At 58.2% G+C, this 18,168-nt stretch carries 18 protein-coding genes and 1 tRNA gene; 12 read left to right on the top strand and 7 right to left on the bottom strand.

Annotation, left to right across the window (positions count from 1 at the left end):
- The first annotated feature begins 8 nt into the window (after positions 1-8).
- From ARC85_RS11295 to trmL, 3 genes are all read left to right on the top strand, one after another.
- A complete protein-coding gene (locus tag ARC85_RS11295; RefSeq protein ID WP_272999166.1) occupies positions 9-749 on the top strand; it encodes a pteridine reductase in 741 nt (246 codons plus the stop codon).
- Between the two features lie 125 nt (positions 750-874).
- Positions 875-2,053 (top strand): acetyl-CoA C-acetyltransferase, encoded by a 1,179-nt coding sequence (locus tag ARC85_RS11300; protein ID WP_014422522.1) that lies wholly within the window; start codon positions 875-877, stop codon positions 2,051-2,053.
- Positions 2,053-2,517: a tRNA (uridine(34)/cytosine(34)/5-carboxymethylaminomethyluridine(34)-2'-O)-methyltransferase TrmL gene (gene trmL, locus ARC85_RS11305; protein ID WP_228223676.1), complete on the top strand. Its 465-nt coding sequence runs from the start codon at positions 2,053-2,055 to the stop codon at positions 2,515-2,517. The genes ARC85_RS11300 and trmL overlap by 1 nt, the downstream gene beginning before the upstream one ends.
- 68 nt (positions 2,518-2,585) lie before the next feature.
- Here the strand turns inward: trmL and secB are convergent, their stop codons facing one another.
- Together secB and ARC85_RS11315 are read right to left on the bottom strand one after the other, a co-directional pair.
- A complete protein-coding gene (gene secB / locus ARC85_RS11310) occupies positions 2,586-3,083 on the bottom strand; it encodes a protein-export chaperone SecB (RefSeq protein WP_011786606.1) in 498 nt (165 codons plus the stop codon).
- A 132-nt stretch (positions 3,084-3,215) separates the two neighbouring features.
- Positions 3,216-3,632, bottom strand: coding sequence for a rhodanese-like domain-containing protein (locus ARC85_RS11315; RefSeq protein ID WP_014422524.1), 417 nt, complete (start codon positions 3,630-3,632; stop codon positions 3,216-3,218).
- Positions 3,633-3,832: 200 nt separating this feature from the next.
- Here ARC85_RS11315 and gpmM point away from each other — a divergent pair, with 200 nt between their 5' ends.
- The 4 genes from gpmM (at position 3,833) to ARC85_RS11335 (ending at position 8,843) form a co-directional block, all read left to right on the top strand.
- On the top strand, positions 3,833-5,380 hold the full coding sequence (gene gpmM / locus ARC85_RS11320) for a 2,3-bisphosphoglycerate-independent phosphoglycerate mutase (RefSeq protein ID WP_022990801.1): 1,548 nt from the start codon (positions 3,833-3,835) through the stop codon (positions 5,378-5,380).
- 56 nt (positions 5,381-5,436) lie between these two features.
- On the top strand, positions 5,437-6,537 hold the full coding sequence (locus ARC85_RS11325) for a murein hydrolase activator EnvC family protein (RefSeq protein ID WP_153741722.1): 1,101 nt from the start codon (positions 5,437-5,439) through the stop codon (positions 6,535-6,537).
- An 84-nt stretch (positions 6,538-6,621) separates the two neighbouring features.
- Entirely contained in the window at positions 6,622-8,028 is a 1,407-nt protein-coding gene (locus tag ARC85_RS11330; protein WP_153741711.1) for a S41 family peptidase, read from the top strand.
- Positions 8,025-8,843 carry a divergent polysaccharide deacetylase family protein gene (locus ARC85_RS11335; protein WP_153741712.1) on the top strand — a complete coding sequence of 273 codons (819 nt, stop codon included), beginning with the start codon at positions 8,025-8,027 and terminating at the stop codon, positions 8,841-8,843. The genes ARC85_RS11330 and ARC85_RS11335 overlap by 4 nt, the downstream gene beginning before the upstream one ends.
- On the opposite strand, the gene hisF is transcribed toward ARC85_RS11335, so the two are convergent.
- The 5 genes from hisF to ARC85_RS11360 form a co-directional block, all read right to left on the bottom strand.
- Positions 8,840-9,613: an imidazole glycerol phosphate synthase subunit HisF gene (hisF, locus tag ARC85_RS11340; protein ID WP_153741713.1), complete on the bottom strand. Its 774-nt coding sequence runs from the start codon at positions 9,611-9,613 to the stop codon at positions 8,840-8,842. The two genes, ARC85_RS11335 and hisF, sit on opposite strands and share 4 nt — an antisense overlap.
- Positions 9,614-9,622: 9 nt before the next feature.
- Positions 9,623-10,360, bottom strand: a complete 738-nt coding sequence (hisA, locus tag ARC85_RS11345; protein WP_153741714.1) for a 1-(5-phosphoribosyl)-5-[(5-phosphoribosylamino)methylideneamino]imidazole-4-carboxamide isomerase — start codon at positions 10,358-10,360, stop codon at positions 9,623-9,625.
- A complete protein-coding gene (gene hisH / locus ARC85_RS11350) occupies positions 10,354-10,995 on the bottom strand; it encodes an imidazole glycerol phosphate synthase subunit HisH (RefSeq protein WP_153741715.1) in 642 nt (213 codons plus the stop codon). The genes hisA and hisH overlap by 7 nt, the downstream gene beginning before the upstream one ends.
- Before the next feature lie 27 nt (positions 10,996-11,022).
- On the bottom strand, positions 11,023-11,616 hold the full coding sequence (gene hisB, locus ARC85_RS11355; protein ID WP_011786615.1) for an imidazoleglycerol-phosphate dehydratase HisB: 594 nt from the start codon (positions 11,614-11,616) through the stop codon (positions 11,023-11,025).
- Between the two features lie 102 nt (positions 11,617-11,718).
- Positions 11,719-12,180: an SRPBCC family protein gene (locus ARC85_RS11360; RefSeq protein WP_153741716.1), complete on the bottom strand. Its 462-nt coding sequence runs from the start codon at positions 12,178-12,180 to the stop codon at positions 11,719-11,721.
- Positions 12,181-12,376: 196 nt separating this feature from the next.
- Between ARC85_RS11360 and ARC85_RS11365 the strand changes: the two genes are divergently transcribed.
- The 5 genes from ARC85_RS11365 (at position 12,377) to ARC85_RS11385 (ending at position 17,587) form a co-directional block, all read left to right on the top strand.
- Positions 12,377-14,602, top strand: a complete 2,226-nt coding sequence (locus ARC85_RS11365) for an AsmA family protein (protein WP_153741717.1) — start codon at positions 12,377-12,379, stop codon at positions 14,600-14,602.
- Complete coding sequence (mutY, locus tag ARC85_RS11370; RefSeq protein WP_199452504.1) at positions 14,602-15,666, top strand: A/G-specific adenine glycosylase; 1,065 nt, start codon at positions 14,602-14,604, stop codon at positions 15,664-15,666. The genes ARC85_RS11365 and mutY overlap by 1 nt, the downstream gene beginning before the upstream one ends.
- Before the next feature lie 64 nt (positions 15,667-15,730).
- Entirely contained in the window at positions 15,731-16,003 is a 273-nt protein-coding gene (locus tag ARC85_RS11375; RefSeq protein ID WP_153741719.1) for an oxidative damage protection protein, read from the top strand.
- A 119-nt stretch (positions 16,004-16,122) separates the two neighbouring features.
- Positions 16,123-16,198, top strand: a tRNA-Phe gene (locus ARC85_RS11380).
- A 165-nt stretch (positions 16,199-16,363) separates the two neighbouring features.
- Complete coding sequence (locus ARC85_RS11385) at positions 16,364-17,587, top strand: site-specific integrase (protein WP_153741720.1); 1,224 nt, start codon at positions 16,364-16,366, stop codon at positions 17,585-17,587.
- The last annotated feature ends 581 nt before the right edge of the window (positions 17,588-18,168 follow it).

Raw genomic sequence — 18,168 nt, forward strand, 5'->3', positions numbered from 1 at the left:
GACACCCCATGCCCTATCCCGTCGCCCTGATCACTGGCGCAGCCCACCGCCTGGGTGCCCACACAGCAGAAACCCTGCACGCTCGCGGCTGGAATGTTGTGATCCATTACCGAGGCCGGGAACAGCAGGCCCGGGCACTGGCCGACAAGCTGAACCAGCAGCGCCCGGCATCCGCCGTGTGTTACCACGCGGATCTCGCCGACATGAACCAGCTCCGGCAACTGGCGGAACAGGCCTGTGCACACTGGGGGCAGTTGGATGCGCTGGTCAACAACGCTTCGGTGTTTTACCCCAACCCCACCGAAGACGCCTCCGAACAGGACTGGGACACGATACTGGGCGCCAACCTGAAAGCCCCCTTCTTCCTGCTCCAGCAGTGTCTGCCTGCGCTAAAAGCCGCATCGGGCAGTGTGATCAACATGATCGACATCTACAGCGAGAAGCCACTGAAGGACCACCCACTATACTGCGCCAGCAAGGCGGGGCTGGCGGCACTGACCCGCTCCTGGGCCAGAGATCTGGCGCCGGATGTTCGGGTGAACGGCGTGTCGCCGGGCGCCATCCTCTGGCCGGAAGGCGATTCGGCCGTGGACGAAGCCCACCAGAAGGCCATTCTCGATAAAACGCCCCTGGCCCGTACCGGTAATCCGGCCGACATTGCCGGTGCCATTGCCTACCTGGTATGCGATGCGCCCTTTGTCACCGGCCAGATACTGTCGGTGGATGGCGGCCGCAGCCTGAATATGTGATCACCGGCACCAGAACAACCCCGACCTTCGTTGTTTTGGCCGGCAAGCGCTTTGCCGCTACAATGCCTGCCATTCTTATAAACGGGCGCCACCCAACCAGGCGCCCAGGCTAACGGAGAGTTCTCATGCGTGATGTTGTTATTGTTGCCGCCAAACGTACCGCTATCGGCAGCTTCGGTGGTGGCCTGTCCAGCCTGCGTGCAGACCAGCTGGGTACGGCCGTGATCAAGGCTGTGATGGAAGAAACCGGCGTCGCCGGCGACCAGATCAATGAAGTTATCCTCGGCCAGGTGCTTACCGCCGGCTGCGGCCAGAACCCGGCCCGTCAGTCTGCCATCAATGCCGGCCTGCCGGCTTCAGTGCCCGCCATCACCATCAACAAGGTCTGTGGCTCCGGCCTGAAAGCCGTGCACATGGCGGTCCAGGCCATCCAGTGCGGCGATGCCGAGATGATTCTGGCCGGTGGCCAGGAAAGCATGAGCCAGGCGCCCCACGTACTGCCCAACAGCCGTAACGGTCAGCGGATGGGCAACTGGAGCATGATCGACACCATGATCACCGACGGCCTGTGGGATGCCTTCAACGATTACCACATGGGTATCACGGCTGAAAACATCGTTGAGAAATACGGCATCACCCGGGACGAGCAGGATGCCTTTGCCGCCGCATCCCAGCAAAAAGCCGTCGCTGCGCAAAAAGCCGGCTACTTTGACGGCCAGATTGTCCCTGTCACCATTCCCCAGCGCAAAGGCGACCCTCTGGTGGTGGATAAGGATGAGTGCCCCCGCGACGGTGTCACCGGCGACAGCCTCGGAAAACTGCGTCCGGCCTTCAAGAAAGACGGCTCCGTAACCGCCGGCAACGCCTCTTCCCTGAACGATGGCGCTGCTGTGGTGATGGTGTGCAGCGCAGACAAGGCGAAAGAGCTGGGCCTGACCCCGCTGGCAACCATCAAAGCCCACGCCAATGCCGGCGTGGATCCCACCATCATGGGTACCGGCCCAATTCCGGCCAGCCAACGCTGCCTGGAGCGGGCGGGCTGGACTGTTGACGACCTGGACCTGATCGAAGCCAACGAGGCCTTCGCCGCCCAGGCGATTTCCGTCAACCGGGACCTGGGCTGGGACACCGCCAAGGTAAACGTGAACGGCGGCGCCATTGCCCTGGGCCACCCGATTGGCGCTTCCGGTTGCCGCATTCTGGTCAGCCTGCTGCACGAAATGACCCGCCGCGATGCCAAGAAAGGTCTGGCCACGCTGTGTATTGGCGGTGGCATGGGTGTGGCCCTGGCCGTTGAGCGCTGATGCTGCACGTGGTTCTGTATGAGCCGGAGATACCGCCAAACACCGGCAATATCATCCGGCTCTGCGCCAACACCGGCTGTCAGCTGCACCTGATTGAACCCCTGGGATTCTCTCTGGAAGACAAGCAGATGCGACGGGCCGGTCTGGATTACAGCGAATACGCTACGGTAAAGATCCATGCGGATTACGCCAGCTTTCTGGCCACCGAGCAGCCTTCGCGGCTGTTCGGTCTCACCACCAAGGGAAGTCGCCATTACCACGAGGTGGCGTTCCGGGACGGTGACTACCTGATGTTCGGGCCGGAGACCCGGGGCCTGCCGGAAGACGTGCGCAACGGGCTACCCGCCGAACACCGTCTTCGGGTACCCATGCGTCCGGAAAGTCGCAGCCTCAACCTTTCCAATACCGCCGCCCTGGTGGTTTATGAGGCCTGGCGGCAACTTGGGTTTGAGGGCTCGATCTGACCAACCCCAGGTAATCACCCACAAAAAAACCGGCCGAAGCCGGTTTTTTTTTCGTTGAGCAGCAGCGCTTAGTGAGTCTGCTCTTCCTTGGCTTCACCCGCCGCTTCTTCCTGCTTGCGCTTGAGCGCCTGGGCATAGATCGCGTCGAAGTTAACCGGAGCCAGCATCAGGGCGGGGAAGCTGCCCTTGTTCACAATGCCGTCAATCGCTTCGCGGGCATAGGGGAACAGAATCGTCGGGCAGTAGGCGCCAAGCATCTGGCCAAGCTGCGGGCCTTCAATGCCGGAGATCATGAATACGCCGCCCTGCTGGATTTCGACGATGTACGCCACCTTCTCACCAACCTTGGCCGTTACGGTCAGGGACAGAACCACTTCGTACTGGTTGTCGCTGATCTTGTTGTGAGAGGTGTTCAGATCCAGGTTCACCTGAGGCTTCCACTGTTCCTGGAAAACCAGCGGAGAGTTGGGGGATTCAAAAGACAGGTCCTTCACATAGATGCGCTGAAGGGCAAACTGTGGTTGGTTCTGGTTTTCGTTGCCTGCGGCTTGCTGATTCTCAGCCATGATCAGTCCTTTCGTTTCCGTATTATGGGGCCAGGCCCGTTGTTATGTCGTCGTCTGCCGGAACAGTCTACTGCGAGGTTCCGAATGGTAATGTGAAACAGTGCGTCAGATCGCCACTCAGATCAAGCCCTGTTACTTTTTCACAAGTGGCAGGTTGCTGGCCTTCCAGTCGGTAATGCCACCATTCAGACGCACCACATTGCTGAACCCCTCGGCATTGAGCTGCTTGACCGCCATGGCGGCATGCTGCCCCATCTTGTCAACAACGATAATCTGCTTGTCTTTGTGCTTGCTCAGCTCATTAACGCGGCTTTTGAGACTATTAAGCGGAATATTCACCGAGCCGGTAATGCGGCCTTCGTTGAAGTCTTTGCGATCGCGGATGTCCAACACCACCGCTTCATCCTTGTTGATCAGCGTAACCGCGCCCTGGGCCGAGATCTTGGCACCACCCCGGCGCGATTCCAGCACGATGATGGCCAGCAGGAACGCCACAAACAGCGACACCAGAATGTAGTGATTAACAACAAATTCAAACAAGCGGTCCATGAAACTACCCTGACAATTGGTTTGGCCGGATTATACACACCCACACCGGCTCACAGAAGGCAGTCGCCCCGCCATGATAGCGCCAGCACATCGTGATCATGAGCAATGCTTCAGCGAACGCGCGTGGTCTGAGTAAATGAAAACGGTTACAATCTGCCCCACTCAAATTCTGTTCTTTTTGCAACCAAGCGGACGACACGATGACCGAGACGCGCAAGCCCACTGCACTGATAATTCTCGACGGCTGGGGCCACCGTGACCCGGCGGAAGACAATGCCATTTCCAACGCCAACACCCCGTTCTGGGACAGGATCTGGCATAACCAGCCGAAAACCCTGATCAACACCTCAGGGATGTTTGTTGGCCTGCCCCAGGGCCAGATGGGTAACTCCGAAGTGGGCCATATGAATCTCGGCGCCGGCCGCGTGGTGTATCAGAGCCTGACGCGCATCGACAAAGATCTCGAAGATGGCGATTTCCAGAAGAATGAGGCCCTTTGCAACGCCATCGACAAGGCTGTTGCCAATGACAAGGCCGTACACCTGATGGGCCTGCTGTCTCCGGGCGGCGTCCACAGCCATGAAGATCATATTCTGGCGGCCGCTGAGCTGGCTGCAGCCCGTGGCGCCAAAGAAGTTTACATCCATGCCTTCCTGGATGGCCGTGACATGCCACCACGCAGTGCCCGCCCTTCTCTGGAAAAAGCCGCCGCGAAAATGAAAAGCCTGGGCGTTGGCCGGGTAGCCACCATCGTTGGCCGGTATTTTGCCATGGACCGGGACAACCGCTGGGATCGCGTGGAAGCGGCCTATAACGCCATGACCCTGGGCGAAGCCGAGTTCATCAGCGACGACCCGGTGGCGGCACTGGAACAGGCCTATGAGCGTGGCGAGAACGACGAATTCGTGAAGCCGACCCACATCCGGGCCGATGGCGAGCCCGAGGGCATCATCAATGACGGCGACGCCGTGCTGTTCATGAACTTCCGTGCCGACCGCGCCCGGGAAATGACCCGCACCTTCGTAGAGCAAGACTTCGACGGTTTCGACCGACGCAAGCACCCGGAACTGGCAGATTTCGTGATGCTCACCGAATATGCCGCTGACATCAAAACCTCCTGCGCCTACCCGCCCGAGCAACTGGCCAACGGCCTGGGCGAGTACATGGCGAAGCAAGGTAAAACCCAGCTGCGCATTGCAGAGACCGAGAAATACGCCCACGTGACCTTCTTCTTCAATGGCGGCCTGGAAACTCCCTTTGAAGGTGAAGATCGCATTCTGGTGCCGTCTCCCAAGGTGGCCACCTACGACCTGCAGCCGGAAATGAGCGCACCTGAGGTTACCGACAAACTGGTTGAAGCCATCAAGAGCGGCAAGTACGACCTGATCGTCTGCAACTACGCCAACGGCGATATGGTTGGCCACACCGGCAAGCTGGACGCCGCCATCAAGGCCGCCGAGTGCCTGGACCAGTGTGTGCAGCGTGTGGTGGAGGCCCTGGATGAAGTGGGTGGCGAAGCCTTGATTACCGCCGACCACGGCAACTGTGAGCAGATGACCGACCCCAACTCCGGCCAGGTACACACCTCCCACACCATTGGCCCTGTGCCTCTGGTTTACACCGGCCACCGCAAGGTGAACCTCCGGGACGACGGCAGCCTGTGCGATATCGCACCGACGCTGCTGGCCCTGATGGATACCGAAAAGCCTGCGGAAATGACCGGGCACAGCCTGGTCGAGTTCGACTGATCGCTCCGCCGGTAAAGGTGTTGCGTAAACTGACCGTCCTGGTGCTGGCCCTCACATTGGGGGCTGCACCTTTGGGCGCCCAGCAGGATGTGACCCCCGAACAGGTCGAGGCGCTGAAGGAGCGTATCGCTGACATCGACCGCTGGCTGGCCGATGCCGAAGAAGACCGGTCAACCCTTGAACAGCAACTGGCGGCCACCGAGCGCAAAATCAGCACCCTGACCCGGGAACGCCGTACCCTTCGGCAGCAGGCCCGGGAACAGCAGGAGCGCCTTGCCGAGCTTCGCGCCCAGGAAAGCGAGCTGGCCAATACCCTCGAACAGCAACGGGAAAACCTGAAACTACAGATCCGGGCAGCCTGGATGGAAGGCGACGCGCCGGCTCTGAAAGTATTGTTGAACGAGATTGAGCCCGGCGAAGTTGCCCGCACCCTCACCTACTACGAATACCTGAGCAAGAATACCGTCTCCCGCCTGGAAGCGTTCCAGCGCAGCCTTCAGGAACTGAAAGCCGCCCGCGCCGCCGTTCAGGCCACCCGCACCGAACTGGCCAAGACCGAAGCCGATCTGGAACAGCGCCAGCAGCAACTGACCCAGAGCCGGCAGGATCGGGCCAGAACACTGGCCGCCCTGAATGACGACATCCAGAACCGCCGTAGCGAGCGCCAATCCCTGGAAGCCGATCGCCAGCGCCTGGAGCAATTGCTGAAAGAGGTGCAGCAGGCCATTGCCAGCATTCCGGCCCCGAACGAATCCAGTCCGTTCAAATCCCGCCGCGACAAGCTGCCCTGGCCCGCAAAAGGGCGGGTAGTCAGCAATTACGGCGCCATGTACGCAGATGGCAAACTGCGCCGTAACGGCATTCTGATGAATACCGCCGAAGAGGCAGAGATCAAGGCCGTGCACTATGGCCGGGTGGTATTTGCCAACTGGCTGCGTGGATTCGGGCTGATCACCATCATTGATCACGGCGATGGCTACATGACCCTCTACGGCCACAGCAGCAGCTTGTTCACAACCCCCGGTGACTGGGTGCGCCCGGGCGAGACCATTGCCCTGGCCGGACGCACCGGCGGCACCGAAGACCCGGCCGTGTATTTCGAGGTACGTAGCAACGGCAAACCCGTGAACCCAAGGAGCTGGCTGGGCAAGCCATAACAGGGCTGACAAACGGCGTTGCGGGCGCCATACTGTCCGGGTCAGGAACCAGTCCAACTATTGGAAACAAAACAGGATATGTGAATGAAACGGGCCAGAAGTACACTCAAGACCTCGCCATTGCGCACCATGATTCTTGCCACCTGTTGTTTCACAGCCCCCGGACTGGCCCTGGCACAGGATCAGGACGCTCAGACCCAGCAGATTCTGGATTCCATTCAGAGCGGCGAGCGGGTTGAACTGAAACTGCCAGACCCGGAAGAACAACTGCCGCTGGAAGACCTGCGCAAGTTCACCGAAGTGTTCAGCCGCATCAAAGACGCCTACGTGGAAGATGTCTCCGACACTCAACTGCTCGAGAGCGCCATCAAAGGCATGTTGTCCGACCTGGACCCACACTCTACCTACCTGGCCCCCAAGGATTACGAGGAACTGGAGGAAAGCACCTCCGGAGAATTCGGTGGTCTTGGCATTGAAGTCGGGATGGAGAACGGCTTTGTCAAAGTCATCTCCCCCATCGACGACACCCCGGCCCAGAAAGCGGGCGTTCAAGCTGGCGACCTGATCATCAAGCTGGACGAAAAGCCGGTGAAGGGAATGTCGCTGGAAGAAGCCGTTAACCTGATGCGCGGCAAGCCCGGCACGGTGCTTACTCTGACCATCATGCGCGAGGGCGAAAGTGCGCCTATCGAGATTGATGTCACCCGGGATGTGATCAAAGTCACCAGCGTTAAATCCCGGATGATCGATAACGGCTACGGCTATGTCCGTGTCACGCAATTCCAGGCCGAGACTGGCCGGCAGTTCCTGAAAGCCCTCAGCGATCTGGAAGACGAACACGGCAACGATCTGGACGGCCTGATCATTGACCTTCGCAACAACCCCGGCGGTGTGTTGCAAGCTGCCGTAGAGACCGCGGATGCCCTGTTGGACGAAGGCCTGATTGTTTACACCGAAGGCCGTATCCAGAGTTCACGCCTGCGCTTCAGTGCCAAGCCCGGCGACGTCATGGCTGGCACACCTATTGTCGTGCTAATCAACGGTGGCTCTGCTTCCGCGTCGGAAATCCTTGCCGGCGCGCTCCAGGACCATGAACGTGCCGTGGTGATGGGCACCCAGTCCTTCGGCAAGGGCAGTGTCCAGACGGTCATACCGCTGGACGAGACCCACGCCATCAAAATGACCACAGCCCGTTATTTCACGCCGGATGGTCGCTCCATCCAGGCTACCGGCATCAAGCCGGACATCGAGGTGCGCCCGGCGGAATTGAAAGAACTCGACAGCAGACCATTCTTCACCGAAGCCGACCTGAGCGGTCATCTTGAAGGGGAGAATGAGGAGGAGGCCCGCAAGGCCAGAGAACAGGCTGCGGAAGCACAGGCTTCTGCGGCCGACCGGGACTATCAGCTGCGGTCGGCCCTGAACCTGCTGAAAGGCTTGCACATCCTTAACCGGAAGAACAACAGCAAGCCGCAGGAAAACGCCCAGTGACTTTACGTTCTACCCTCGCGCTGCTGGCGCTTCTGGCCATCAGCCCTGTCGCTGCGTTTGCGTCAGGGCCGGGTGAACCCCAGCAGCCCACCATTGCCATCATTATTGATGACATGGGCCACAATCGGTACGAGGGCGAGCGACTGGCAAAGCTTGACCAGCCCCTGACACTGGCCTTCCTGCCTTACCGGCGCCACACAGTTCCCTTGGCGAAGCTGGCCCACGCCCAATCCAAGGAAATCATGTTGCACGCCCCGATGGCCAACACCCGCAACTTCGGTCTCGGCCCGGGCGGACTGACACCGGATATGGACGAGCCGACCATCACCACCACCCTGCGCCGGGCACTGCAGTCCATTCCCTTTGTCAGCGGTGTGAACAATCACATGGGCAGCCTGCTTACTCAGCAACTGGAACCGATGGATTGGGTAATGAAAGAGCTGGACCGCTACCCGGTGTATTTCGTCGACAGCCGCACCATTGCCAATTCCATCGCCGGCAGTGTGGCCGATGCCTACAACATCCCGAGCCTGACGCGCGATGTGTTTCTCGATCACGAACAGACGGAAGAGTTTGTCGACAAACAGTTCAAACTGCTGATTCAGACCGCCAGGGAGAAAGGCACGGCAATCGGTATCGGACACCCGCACAAGGTCACCGTGGATTATCTGGAGAAGCACCTGCCGATGCTGGATGAACAGGGCATTGCCATCGCCACGGTCAGTGGCATCTGGGCCATGCGCAACGGTAATCGGGAGATGTTTGCGGAAGGGGAAAAGCAGGCCATCCGGCCTGCCTATGCACGCAGCAATTAATCGCGGACTTCGATGCCCTGAGCCTTCATAAAGGCTTTGGCTTCAGGAATGGTGTGCTGACCGAAGTGGAAGATGGATGCCGCCAGAACCGCGTCTGCGCCACCCTGGGTAACGCCATCGGCCAGATGCTGAAGCTCACCTACGCCACCTGAGGCAATCACCGGCACGGCCACCGCATCGCTGATGGCACGGGTCAGGCCCAGATCAAAGCCGATCTTGGTGCCATCACGATCCATACTGGTCAGCAGCAACTCCCCTGCCCCCAGCTCAACCATTTTCTTCGCCCACTCTACGGCATCCAGCCCGGTTGGCTTGCGACCACCGTGGGTAAAAATCTCCCAGCGCGGCTCCTCGCCCTCTGCGCTCACGCGCTTGGCATCAATGGCGACGACAATGCATTGCCGGCCAAAACGCTCCGCTGCCTCCCGCACAAACTCGGGATTAAAGACTGCGGCCGTATTGATGGAGACCTTGTCGGCTCCGGCATTGAGCAGTTTGCGGATATCATCGACGGTGCGCACGCCACCGCCCACGGTCAGCGGGATGAACACTTCCGCCGCCATGCGCTCTACCGTTTCGTAGGTGGTGTCGCGGCTTTCGCTGCTGGCCGTGATGTCCAGGAAAGTGATCTCGTCCGCGCCCTGCTCATTGTAGCGACGGGCCACTTCCACCGGGTCGCCGGCGTCGCGGATATCGACAAAATTCACGCCTTTAACCACACGGCCTTTGTCGACGTCCAGACAGGGGATGATGCGTTTTGCCAATGCCATTGTCAGTCCTCAGTTTTTCAGGCTGTCGCAATAGGCTTGCGCTTCCGCCACATCCAGAGTGCCTTCGTAGATGGCGCGGCCGGTGATAGCACCGATGACACCTGTGTCGGCAACGGTGGCCAGGCGCTTGAGGTCGTCCATGTTGGTAACGCCGCCAGACGCAATCACCGGGATGCCACCTTCCTCTGCCAGCTTGGCGGTGGCTTCGACGTTCACGCCCTGCATCATGCCGTCACGGGCGATGTCGGTGTACACAATGGAGGACACGCCGTCGTTGGCGAAGCGCTTGGCAAGGTCTACTGCCATGACTTCGGAGACTTCGGCCCAGCCGTCGGTGGCGACGCGGCCGTCTTTGGCGTCCAGGCCGACGATGATGTGGCCGGGGAATTCCTTGCACATTTCGGTGACGAATTCAGGCTCTTTAACCGCCTTGGTGCCGATGATGACCCACTGCACACCGGCCTTCAGATAGGCTTCAATAGTTTCCGCCGAGCGGATGCCGCCGCCGATCTGTATGGGCAGATTCGGGTATTTCACTGCCATCGCCTTTACGATTTCACCGTTTACCGGTTCGCCGGCGAAGGCGCCATTAAGGTCAACCAGGTGCAGGCGGCGGGCGCCGGCGTCGACCCACTTGGTGGCCATGTCGACGGGGTCGTCACCGAATACGGTAGAGTCTTCCATGCGGCCCTGACGCAGTCTTACGCATTTGCCGTCTTTCAGATCGATAGCGGGGATAATCAGCATTTTCCGGTCCAGTTCGTAAAGTTTTCCAGCAACTGCAGCCCCGCCCGGGCACTTTTCTCCGGGTGGAACTGCACTGCAAAGATGTTGTCTCTCGCTACCGCTGCCGCCAGGTCGACACCATAATGAGTGCGGCCGGCCATGTCGACGTTGCCTTCGGCTTCGGCGTAGTAGCTGTGTACAAAGTAGAAGCGGTCGCCGTCCGGGATGTTGTGCCAGAGCGGGTGGTCCTGGGTTTGGTACACCTGGTTCCAGCCCATGTGGGGCACTTTCAGGCGTTCGCCGTTTTCGGTGAGGTTGTCACCGAAGTAGCGGACTTCGGACGGGAACAGGCCAATACCTTCCACACCGCCGTTTTCTTCGCTGCGGGCCATCAGAGCCTGCATGCCAACGCAGATGCCGAGGAACGGCCGGTCCTGGGAGACGTCTTTAACGAGCTCAACCACGCCCAAACGGTGCATTTCGGCCATGCAGTCGCGGATGGCGCCTACACCGGGCAGAATCACCCGGTCAGCTTCACGGATTTTGGCGGCATCGTCTGTAACCAGTACGGTGCAGTCCGGGGCCACGTGCTCTACGGCTTTGCGGGCGGAATGCAGGTTGCCCATGCCGTAGTCGATGATGGCGACGGTCTTCATGGTGTGTCTGTTCCTTTCGGTGACCGGTTACAGGGCGCCTTTGGTGGACGGGGTGATACCCGCCATGCGCTCGTCCATTTCAATCGCCATGCGCAGTGCGCGGCCGAAGGCTTTGAACACGGTTTCGATCTGGTGATGGGTGTTCTTGCCCTTCAGGTTGTCGATGTGCAGGGTCACCATGGAGTGATTCACAAAGCCCTGGAAGAACTCTGCGAACAGGTCGACGTCAAACCCGCCCACGCTGGCGCGGGTGTAGGGTACGTCCATGAGCAAACCGGGGCGGCCGGACAGGTCGATGACCACGCGTGACAGGGCTTCATCCAGGGGCACATAGGCGTGGCCATAGCGGCGAATGCCTTTTTTGTCGCCCACGGCCTGTTTGAAGGCCTGGCCCAAAGTGATGCCGATGTCTTCCACGGTGTGGTGATCGTCGATGTGCAGGTCACCCTTGCAGGTAATGTCCAGATCCACCAGGCCGTGGCGGGCAATCTGGTCCATCATGTGTTCAAGGAACGGCACACCGGTGTCGAAATTGGCTTTGCCGGTGCCGTCGAGGTTGATCTCGACGGTAATCTGGGTTTCGAGGGTATTGCGTTCTACCCGAGCCTTGCGTTCGGCCATGGAGACTCCGTTGAAAACTGGCTTGTTACCGTAAACTTTGTTTGCGGATTATACCTGTTAACTCAACCGGAGTCCCGCAACCGGATCAATGACCCTGATAGCTCAGAACGCTTTTTTCAGGTTGGCCATGTAGGTGTCCACAAGGCTGTTGAACTCGTGTTTGATCACCGGGCTGATGGCCAGCTTGAGCAGGCTCGGCAGGGGAACGGTCAGCTCTGCGCTGGTCTGGAATTTCACTGCGGTGGCGTTGTCGCCTTTGGCAGTCAGGGTCCAGGAACCGCTGACAACCCCGTTGCCCTCGCCCTTGATGGGAGACCAGGTGATTTTGCCGGCGTCTTTGTCGGCGTGGTAGGTGCAGGCGTAAACCGACTGGATAGCGTGTTTGTCGACGCCTACTTTTTCCATTTCCCAGCGGTAGGCGTTATCGCCCAGGTCCACCAGTTTATCGACTTTCGGAAAGTGGCTGGCAGATTTGGGAACGTCTGCCAACAGATCGAAGACTTCATCATAGCTTGCCGGAATTTCCAGATCCCGGTTCAGCTCAATCGATACGGTAATGGCCACAGCCGACTCCTTCTTATGTTTATTTGTGCCTCGGGGCTGGCTGCCCCGGCGGATAAATTGGGGGTGTATTTTGAACCAAGACTACCGCATTGTCATATTCCTGCACTGTTAATTTGCTAACCCTGCGTTATCCTTTGCTTTATTCACGCAATAAAACGCCGGCCACCAGCCTGCCGACAGGAAAAGGAACCCAGCCATGAAAGTTATCCGCTATGCGATCTACGCCGTTATTGCGCTGCTGTTACTGGCAGTGGCCGCCGTCGCCATTGCGGTTGCGGTGATCAACCCCAACGATTACAAACCCCAGATTGAAGCGGCTGTTGAGAAGCAGACCAATCTGGACCTGATGCTGGAGGGCGACATTGGCTGGTCTTTCATCCCCCTGGGCCTGGAGCTGAATCAGGTTGAGGCCAACCTGGACGGCGAACGGTTTGTCGCGCTGGAGCAACTGATTGCCCAGATTGATTTCTGGTCTCTGATTGCCATGTCTCCGCAGGTAAACACCTTTCTGCTGAATGGCCTGGATGCACGCCTGGAAGTTAACGAACAGGGCGAAGGCAACTGGACCCGGATAATGCGGGAGAAGAGCGCCACCGCAGAGGCTGACACCGATGCTGCCGAACAACAACCCGCCCAGGAAACGGCCGAGCCTGAGCCACAATCCACCAGCGGTGAAGCCCTCAACTTTAATGTCGAGAACGTTGAAATCAGTAACGCCAGCGTTCACTACAACGATCTGAGCACCGGCCAGTCCGTTACGCTGGAAGACTTCACGGTAACCGCCAGTGATATCACCCTCGGTTCCGAATTCCCGCTGGATATCCGCTTCCGCGTTGAAACCAGCCAGCCACAGTTTGCGGTAGACGGCAGCATCAAGGCCCGCATCCAGGCAAACCAAGAGCTCAACGAATTTGCGGTATCTGGCCTAAACGCGGTATTTGATATGTCGGGCGAGCCGTTTGGTGGCGAATCGGTGACCGCAGAGCTGGCCGGTTCCCTGGCCGCCAATCTGGAAAACGAAACCGCTTCCCTGAGCGACTTCTCCGCCAGCCTGGCCAATCTTAGCCTCAACACCAATCTGAATGTAAAAGGCTTTGGCGACAAACCGGCTCTGGAAGGTCGCATTGAGATTTCCGAGTTTTCCCTGAAGGAGCTTCTCAACAATCTGGGACAACCCGCCATTGAAACCACGGATCCTGAAGTACTGAAAGCGATCGCGCTATCGACCAATCTCGGTGGCGAGCCCGGCGTTGTCGCGCTGTCTGACCTTGTCATTACCCTGGATGATACCCGCTTCAACGGTGGCGGCAGCTATAACCTCGCCACAGGTGGGCTGGTGTTCGACCTAGAGGGTGACAAGCTGAATGCTGATCGTTACCTGCCGCCCTCGGCCGAAGGCGATTCGCAAGGAGTAGGCAACGGGGACACACAGACCGACAGCAACACTCAAACAGCTGGGGCATCACAGCCTGAAACCGACCTGCTGCCACTGGAGACCCTGCGCACCCTGCTGCTGGACATTGATTTCGGCCTGGGCGAGCTGATTGTCAGCAACCTCACCATCAACGACATCGCCGCCAGCACTACCGCCAAAGATGGACTGCTGCAAGTGGACGAATTCAGCGGCAAGCTCTATTACGGCAGCTTTGGCGCCAACGCCACCATCGACGCCCGTACCGACAACCCGAAATGGCGCATCCGCTCGGACGTTACCAACGTACAGACGCTACCGTTGTTAACCGATCTGGCCGAGGTAGACATGCTCTCCGGCGGTGCCAATCTGAAAGTGGCCGTCGATACCACTGGCAACCGGATTTCTGCCCTGCGTGAAAACGCCAACGGCGAGATCAGCTTTAACCTGGCCGAAGGCGAGTTCCGCCAGATGAACCTGACCCGTATGGCCTGCCAGGGTATCGCCCTTGCCAACCAGGAATCCCTGACGACCACCGACTGGGGCACTACTACCCCGTTCAATGACATGCGGGGCACACTGAAAATCGACGGTAACACCCTGAACAACACCGACCTGGTCGCGGCGCTTGCGGGCATGCGCCTGGAGGGCAACGGCACCGTTGATCTTGAGCAAACCGACCTGGACTACGAACTCAGCCTGCGCATTGTTGGTGAAATTCACCGCGACGAAGCCTGCCGCGTGACCGAGTATGTGGAAAACGTGGTCATTCCCGTGGAATGCCGGGGCAACTTCGCCGAAGACCCGGCCGGCTTGTGTTCATTTGATGGCTCCCGCTTCCGGGACACCCTGAAAGACATTGCGGCCAACGCTGCCAAGGCAAAAGCCCGCGAAGAAGTGGACCGCGCCAAAGAAAAAGCAGAAGAGAAGGTGCAGGAAAAACTGAAAGAAAAGCTGGGCGAGGATGCCGGCGAGAAGGTGAAGGACGCCCTGAAGGGACTGTTCAACTGATGCCGGACCGTTTTGCCGACAAACTGCTTCGCTGGTACGACCAACACGGCAGGCACGACCTGCCGTGGCATCACAACCGCAACGCTTACCGGGTGTGGGTTTCAGAGATCATGCTCCAACAGACCCAGGTAACCACGGTGATTCCCTACTTTGAAGCCTTCATGGCCCGATTTCCCGATGTCCACGCCCTCGCCTCGGCGCCGGTCGATGATGTGCTCGGCCATTGGTCCGGCCTGGGCTATTACGCTCGGGCACGCAACCTGCACAAGGCCGCAAAACAGGTAGTGGATGAGTTCGGCGGCGAATTCCCGTCCGACCAGCAACAACTCGAAAGCCTCACAGGGATTGGCCGCTCTACCGCCGCCGCCATTGTCGCCCAGGCCTTTGAAAAACGCGCAACCATACTAGATGGCAACGTGAAACGTGTGCTGGCGCGCTACCACGCCGTGCCCGGATGGCCGGGACAGACTGCCGTGCTGAACCAGCTCTGGGTGCACGCGGAGAGCCACACGCCAGAAGCCCGAATCAAAGACTACACTCAGGCGATCATGGACCTGGGCGCCATGGTGTGTACCCGCAGCAAGCCCGGATGTGAGGCCTGCCCCGTGAAGGATGGCTGCCTGGCCTACGCCCGTGACGAGATCCGCCTGTACCCCGGCTCAAAGCCCAAGAAGGAAAAACCGGAAAAAACCACCTGGATGCTGATCCTGGAGGATGCCGAAGGCCGTATTCTGCTGGAACGCAGGCCACCCAGCGGCATCTGGGGCGGCCTGTGGAGCCTGCCCGAACTGGACCCGGCCTATGGCGCAGATGAACTGCAGGACGCCTGTGCCAGGGAGCTGGGGCTGAACTGCCACAACCCGGAACCCATCAGCGGTTTTCGCCACACCTTCAGCCATTATCATCTGCACATCCAACCGGTGCGCCTGCCCGTGGCCGGCAACACCCAGGTTCGCGATTCCGACCGCTTGCGCTGGCTGCACCGGGATGAAGCCCTCAGCCTGGGACTGCCTGCCCCGATCCGAACCCTGCTGACGGAACCCGAGCAAGCCACCCTGCTGTAACCAAGCCAAGGTGCCGGATGGTCTGTTATCATGCCGGCATACTGACCTCAGCACAGGAGCCGACATGAGCCGCACTGTATTCTGCCGCAAGTACCAGAAAGAACTGGAAGGCTTGGCCATGCCCCCGATGCCCGGCCCCAAAGGCCAGGATATCTACGAGAATGTATCCAAACTGGCCTGGGAAGAATGGCAGAATCAGCAGACCATGCTGATCAACGAAAAACACCTGAGCCTGATGGACGTGAACAACCGGAAATACCTGCAGGCGCAGATGGACCGGTTCTTCAACAACGAGCCGTTCGACCAGGCCGAAGGCTATGTACCGCCTGAAAAATAGGACGATTGATCAAGGCCTGAACAACCGGCAAAAACTTCCGAAAATTTTTGCCGGCCGGCCTTGACTCCCAACCCCTAAACCGGTTTAATAGCGCCCCGTTGCAGCACACAGCTCAACACGCCCGGATAGCTCAGTTGGTAGAGCAGGGGATTGAAAATCCCCGTGTCGGTGGTTCGATTCCGCCTCCGGGCACCACTAATATCAAGCCGAATCAAGAACTTACCATGAGTAAGAGTTGATTCGGCTTTTTAGTTTCTGGCGACGCCAATACGCTCTGATACGTTGGTTTACGCTGGATTACGTTGGCGCCCTTCCCCTCCATTCCCCCTTCTAAATACCTTCAAACAATTGGAGGTATCAGTGACTACAGCAGTCAAGAAACGCACAAGCACATTCAGCGAGAAAGCGAAGAAAGAATTGGCTCCGGGTCAGGAGATCAGCGAGAACGGTATTATTTATCGCAAGCGCAAGGATGGATGCGGCACCTGGCGCTACGACTTCACCCAATCCGGCATCAGACATAAAGGCGTTATTGGGTCTGACCGCGATGGCGTGACTCTTAGCCAGGCTCGGGATGTCGTCTCAGAAATTCGAGCCAAGGCAATCACCGAGCGCATGAGTGGTCGCACGGGTCGCTCTACACAATCCACCCGCCTATTTAGAGAGGTCGCCAAAGAGTACCTGGATTGGAGTGAAACCCATCACCAAGACCACAGGCACAACGTCAGCCGGATGAACAACCACCTGCTTCCCCGGTTTGGCGAACGCCGCCTGGGTGACATGACCACAGCGATGATCGAGACCATGCGTACCGAGCTGCGACGCGCCGAGGTAAGTGCCCAAACAATCCAACGAATTGTAAGCTTGCTTTCCTGCACGTTCGATTTCGCACAAAAGTCAGACCCGAATCTCGATAACCCAACGACACGACTCAGCCGCGTAAAGCATCAAAAAAAGGAGGTTGTACCGTTTACACGCGAAGAAACAGACGCCCTCCTCAATATTGGCGCAATTCAGTACAACACAGTCACGCGTGGTCCCAACAAGGGTAAGAAAACTGAGAACAAAGCCAAAACGGCTGAGTTCCGGGCAATGATTGGGCTTTCTCTCTTCGCCGGACTCAGGGCGTCAGAAGCCTTGGGACTGACGTGGGAAAACGTCGATCTGGAACGGGGGCTAATTCGAGTAAATCAGGTTGCGATGGAGGGCACCATCCGGAACTCCACGAAAACCTATAAGCCTCGCGTGGTGCCTATAACAGGCTCATTGAAGCCACTGCTTGAAGACCTCAGACAGCACCACATTCAAGCCCAAAGAGAGACTGGACTGCTGCTATCGAGAAACGGAGTTGACCCCTACAACCAAATTCCAGTGATGTTTGGTCGCGTGAGAAAACAAGCGGGCGTCACATCCGAAAAAGGTCATCATGCACTACGACACACCTTTGCAACGCGAGCCTCAGAGAAAAATATCGACCTCAAAACGATTCAACGATGGTTAGGACACGCGAGCATCGCCACAACGATGATTTACGTGCATTCGACAGAAGAGCATCTGGAGTCAGCGGCAAAGCTTCTGGATTGATGAGCCATTCTGGACACTGTAGACGTTATTGCTAGGGTGCATTCGGTGCTTGGCAGAATCGTGTCCAAGATCAGAGGTTATATGCTACGCTCTCCTGACCCCCATAGAAGTGTGGGGCGACAACACTCCGACGGGAGTGGAAATCAGGTTCTTAGGGAACTAACGGGTGCCCAGTACTTCAATGGGGAAGATGCTCCAAGGCTTCGACCAAATGGAAACTTACTTTTGCATGGTTGTACCCGTGGGAAGCCCGTTCATTGGACGGGCTTTTTGTTTTTATGAGTAATCGTTTCGAAGACTATCTTGCGCTGGTCATAGAAGAGGAAGCCCAAAAGCTAATCGACCGCTACCACGCGTACCACAACTTTCTTCATCTAGAGCACAAACGTAACAAGGAGAGGGTTCTCGACGCGCCAGATAAGGAGGTAAAAACTCCCGACTATTGGCGAATCGATCTTAAGGAGGGTCTGATTAACGCCTGATTTATCGCTGAATCGCTTTTCAACTCGAAAAAAAGCCATTCAAGCGCGATTTTGGCGTTATCACCCTCTGTTTTGTTCGATTTTTGCCTATTTCCCGCC

Origin of the sequence: Marinobacter sp. tcs-11 (assembly GCF_002049515.1) — a bacterium.
Lineage (GTDB): Bacteria > Pseudomonadota > Gammaproteobacteria > Pseudomonadales > Oleiphilaceae > Marinobacter > Marinobacter nauticus.

Coding starts and splice junctions, on each gene's coding strand:
- ARC85_RS11365 (WP_153741717.1), top strand. CDS start 12,377: ATGAAAGTTATCCGCTATGCGATCTACGCCGTTATTGCGCTGCTGTTA.
- secB (WP_011786606.1), bottom strand. CDS start 3,083: ATGGCTGAGAATCAGCAAGCCGCAGGCAACGAAAACCAGAACCAACCA.
- hisF (WP_153741713.1), bottom strand. CDS start 9,613: ATGGCATTGGCAAAACGCATCATCCCCTGTCTGGACGTCGACAAAGGC.
- hisA (WP_153741714.1), bottom strand. CDS start 10,360: ATGCTGATTATCCCCGCTATCGATCTGAAAGACGGCAAATGCGTAAGA.
- ARC85_RS11295 (WP_272999166.1), top strand. CDS start 9: ATGCCCTATCCCGTCGCCCTGATCACTGGCGCAGCCCACCGCCTGGGT.
- ARC85_RS11375 (WP_153741719.1), top strand. CDS start 15,731: ATGAGCCGCACTGTATTCTGCCGCAAGTACCAGAAAGAACTGGAAGGC.
- mutY (WP_199452504.1), top strand. CDS start 14,602: ATGCCGGACCGTTTTGCCGACAAACTGCTTCGCTGGTACGACCAACAC.
- trmL (WP_228223676.1), top strand. CDS start 2,053: ATGCTGCACGTGGTTCTGTATGAGCCGGAGATACCGCCAAACACCGGC.
- hisH (WP_153741715.1), bottom strand. CDS start 10,995: ATGAAGACCGTCGCCATCATCGACTACGGCATGGGCAACCTGCATTCC.
- ARC85_RS11300 (WP_014422522.1), top strand. CDS start 875: ATGCGTGATGTTGTTATTGTTGCCGCCAAACGTACCGCTATCGGCAGC.
- ARC85_RS11315 (WP_014422524.1), bottom strand. CDS start 3,632: ATGGACCGCTTGTTTGAATTTGTTGTTAATCACTACATTCTGGTGTCG.
- hisB (WP_011786615.1), bottom strand. CDS start 11,616: ATGGCCGAACGCAAGGCTCGGGTAGAACGCAATACCCTCGAAACCCAG.
- ARC85_RS11330 (WP_153741711.1), top strand. CDS start 6,622: ATGAAACGGGCCAGAAGTACACTCAAGACCTCGCCATTGCGCACCATG.
- gpmM (WP_022990801.1), top strand. CDS start 3,833: ATGACCGAGACGCGCAAGCCCACTGCACTGATAATTCTCGACGGCTGG.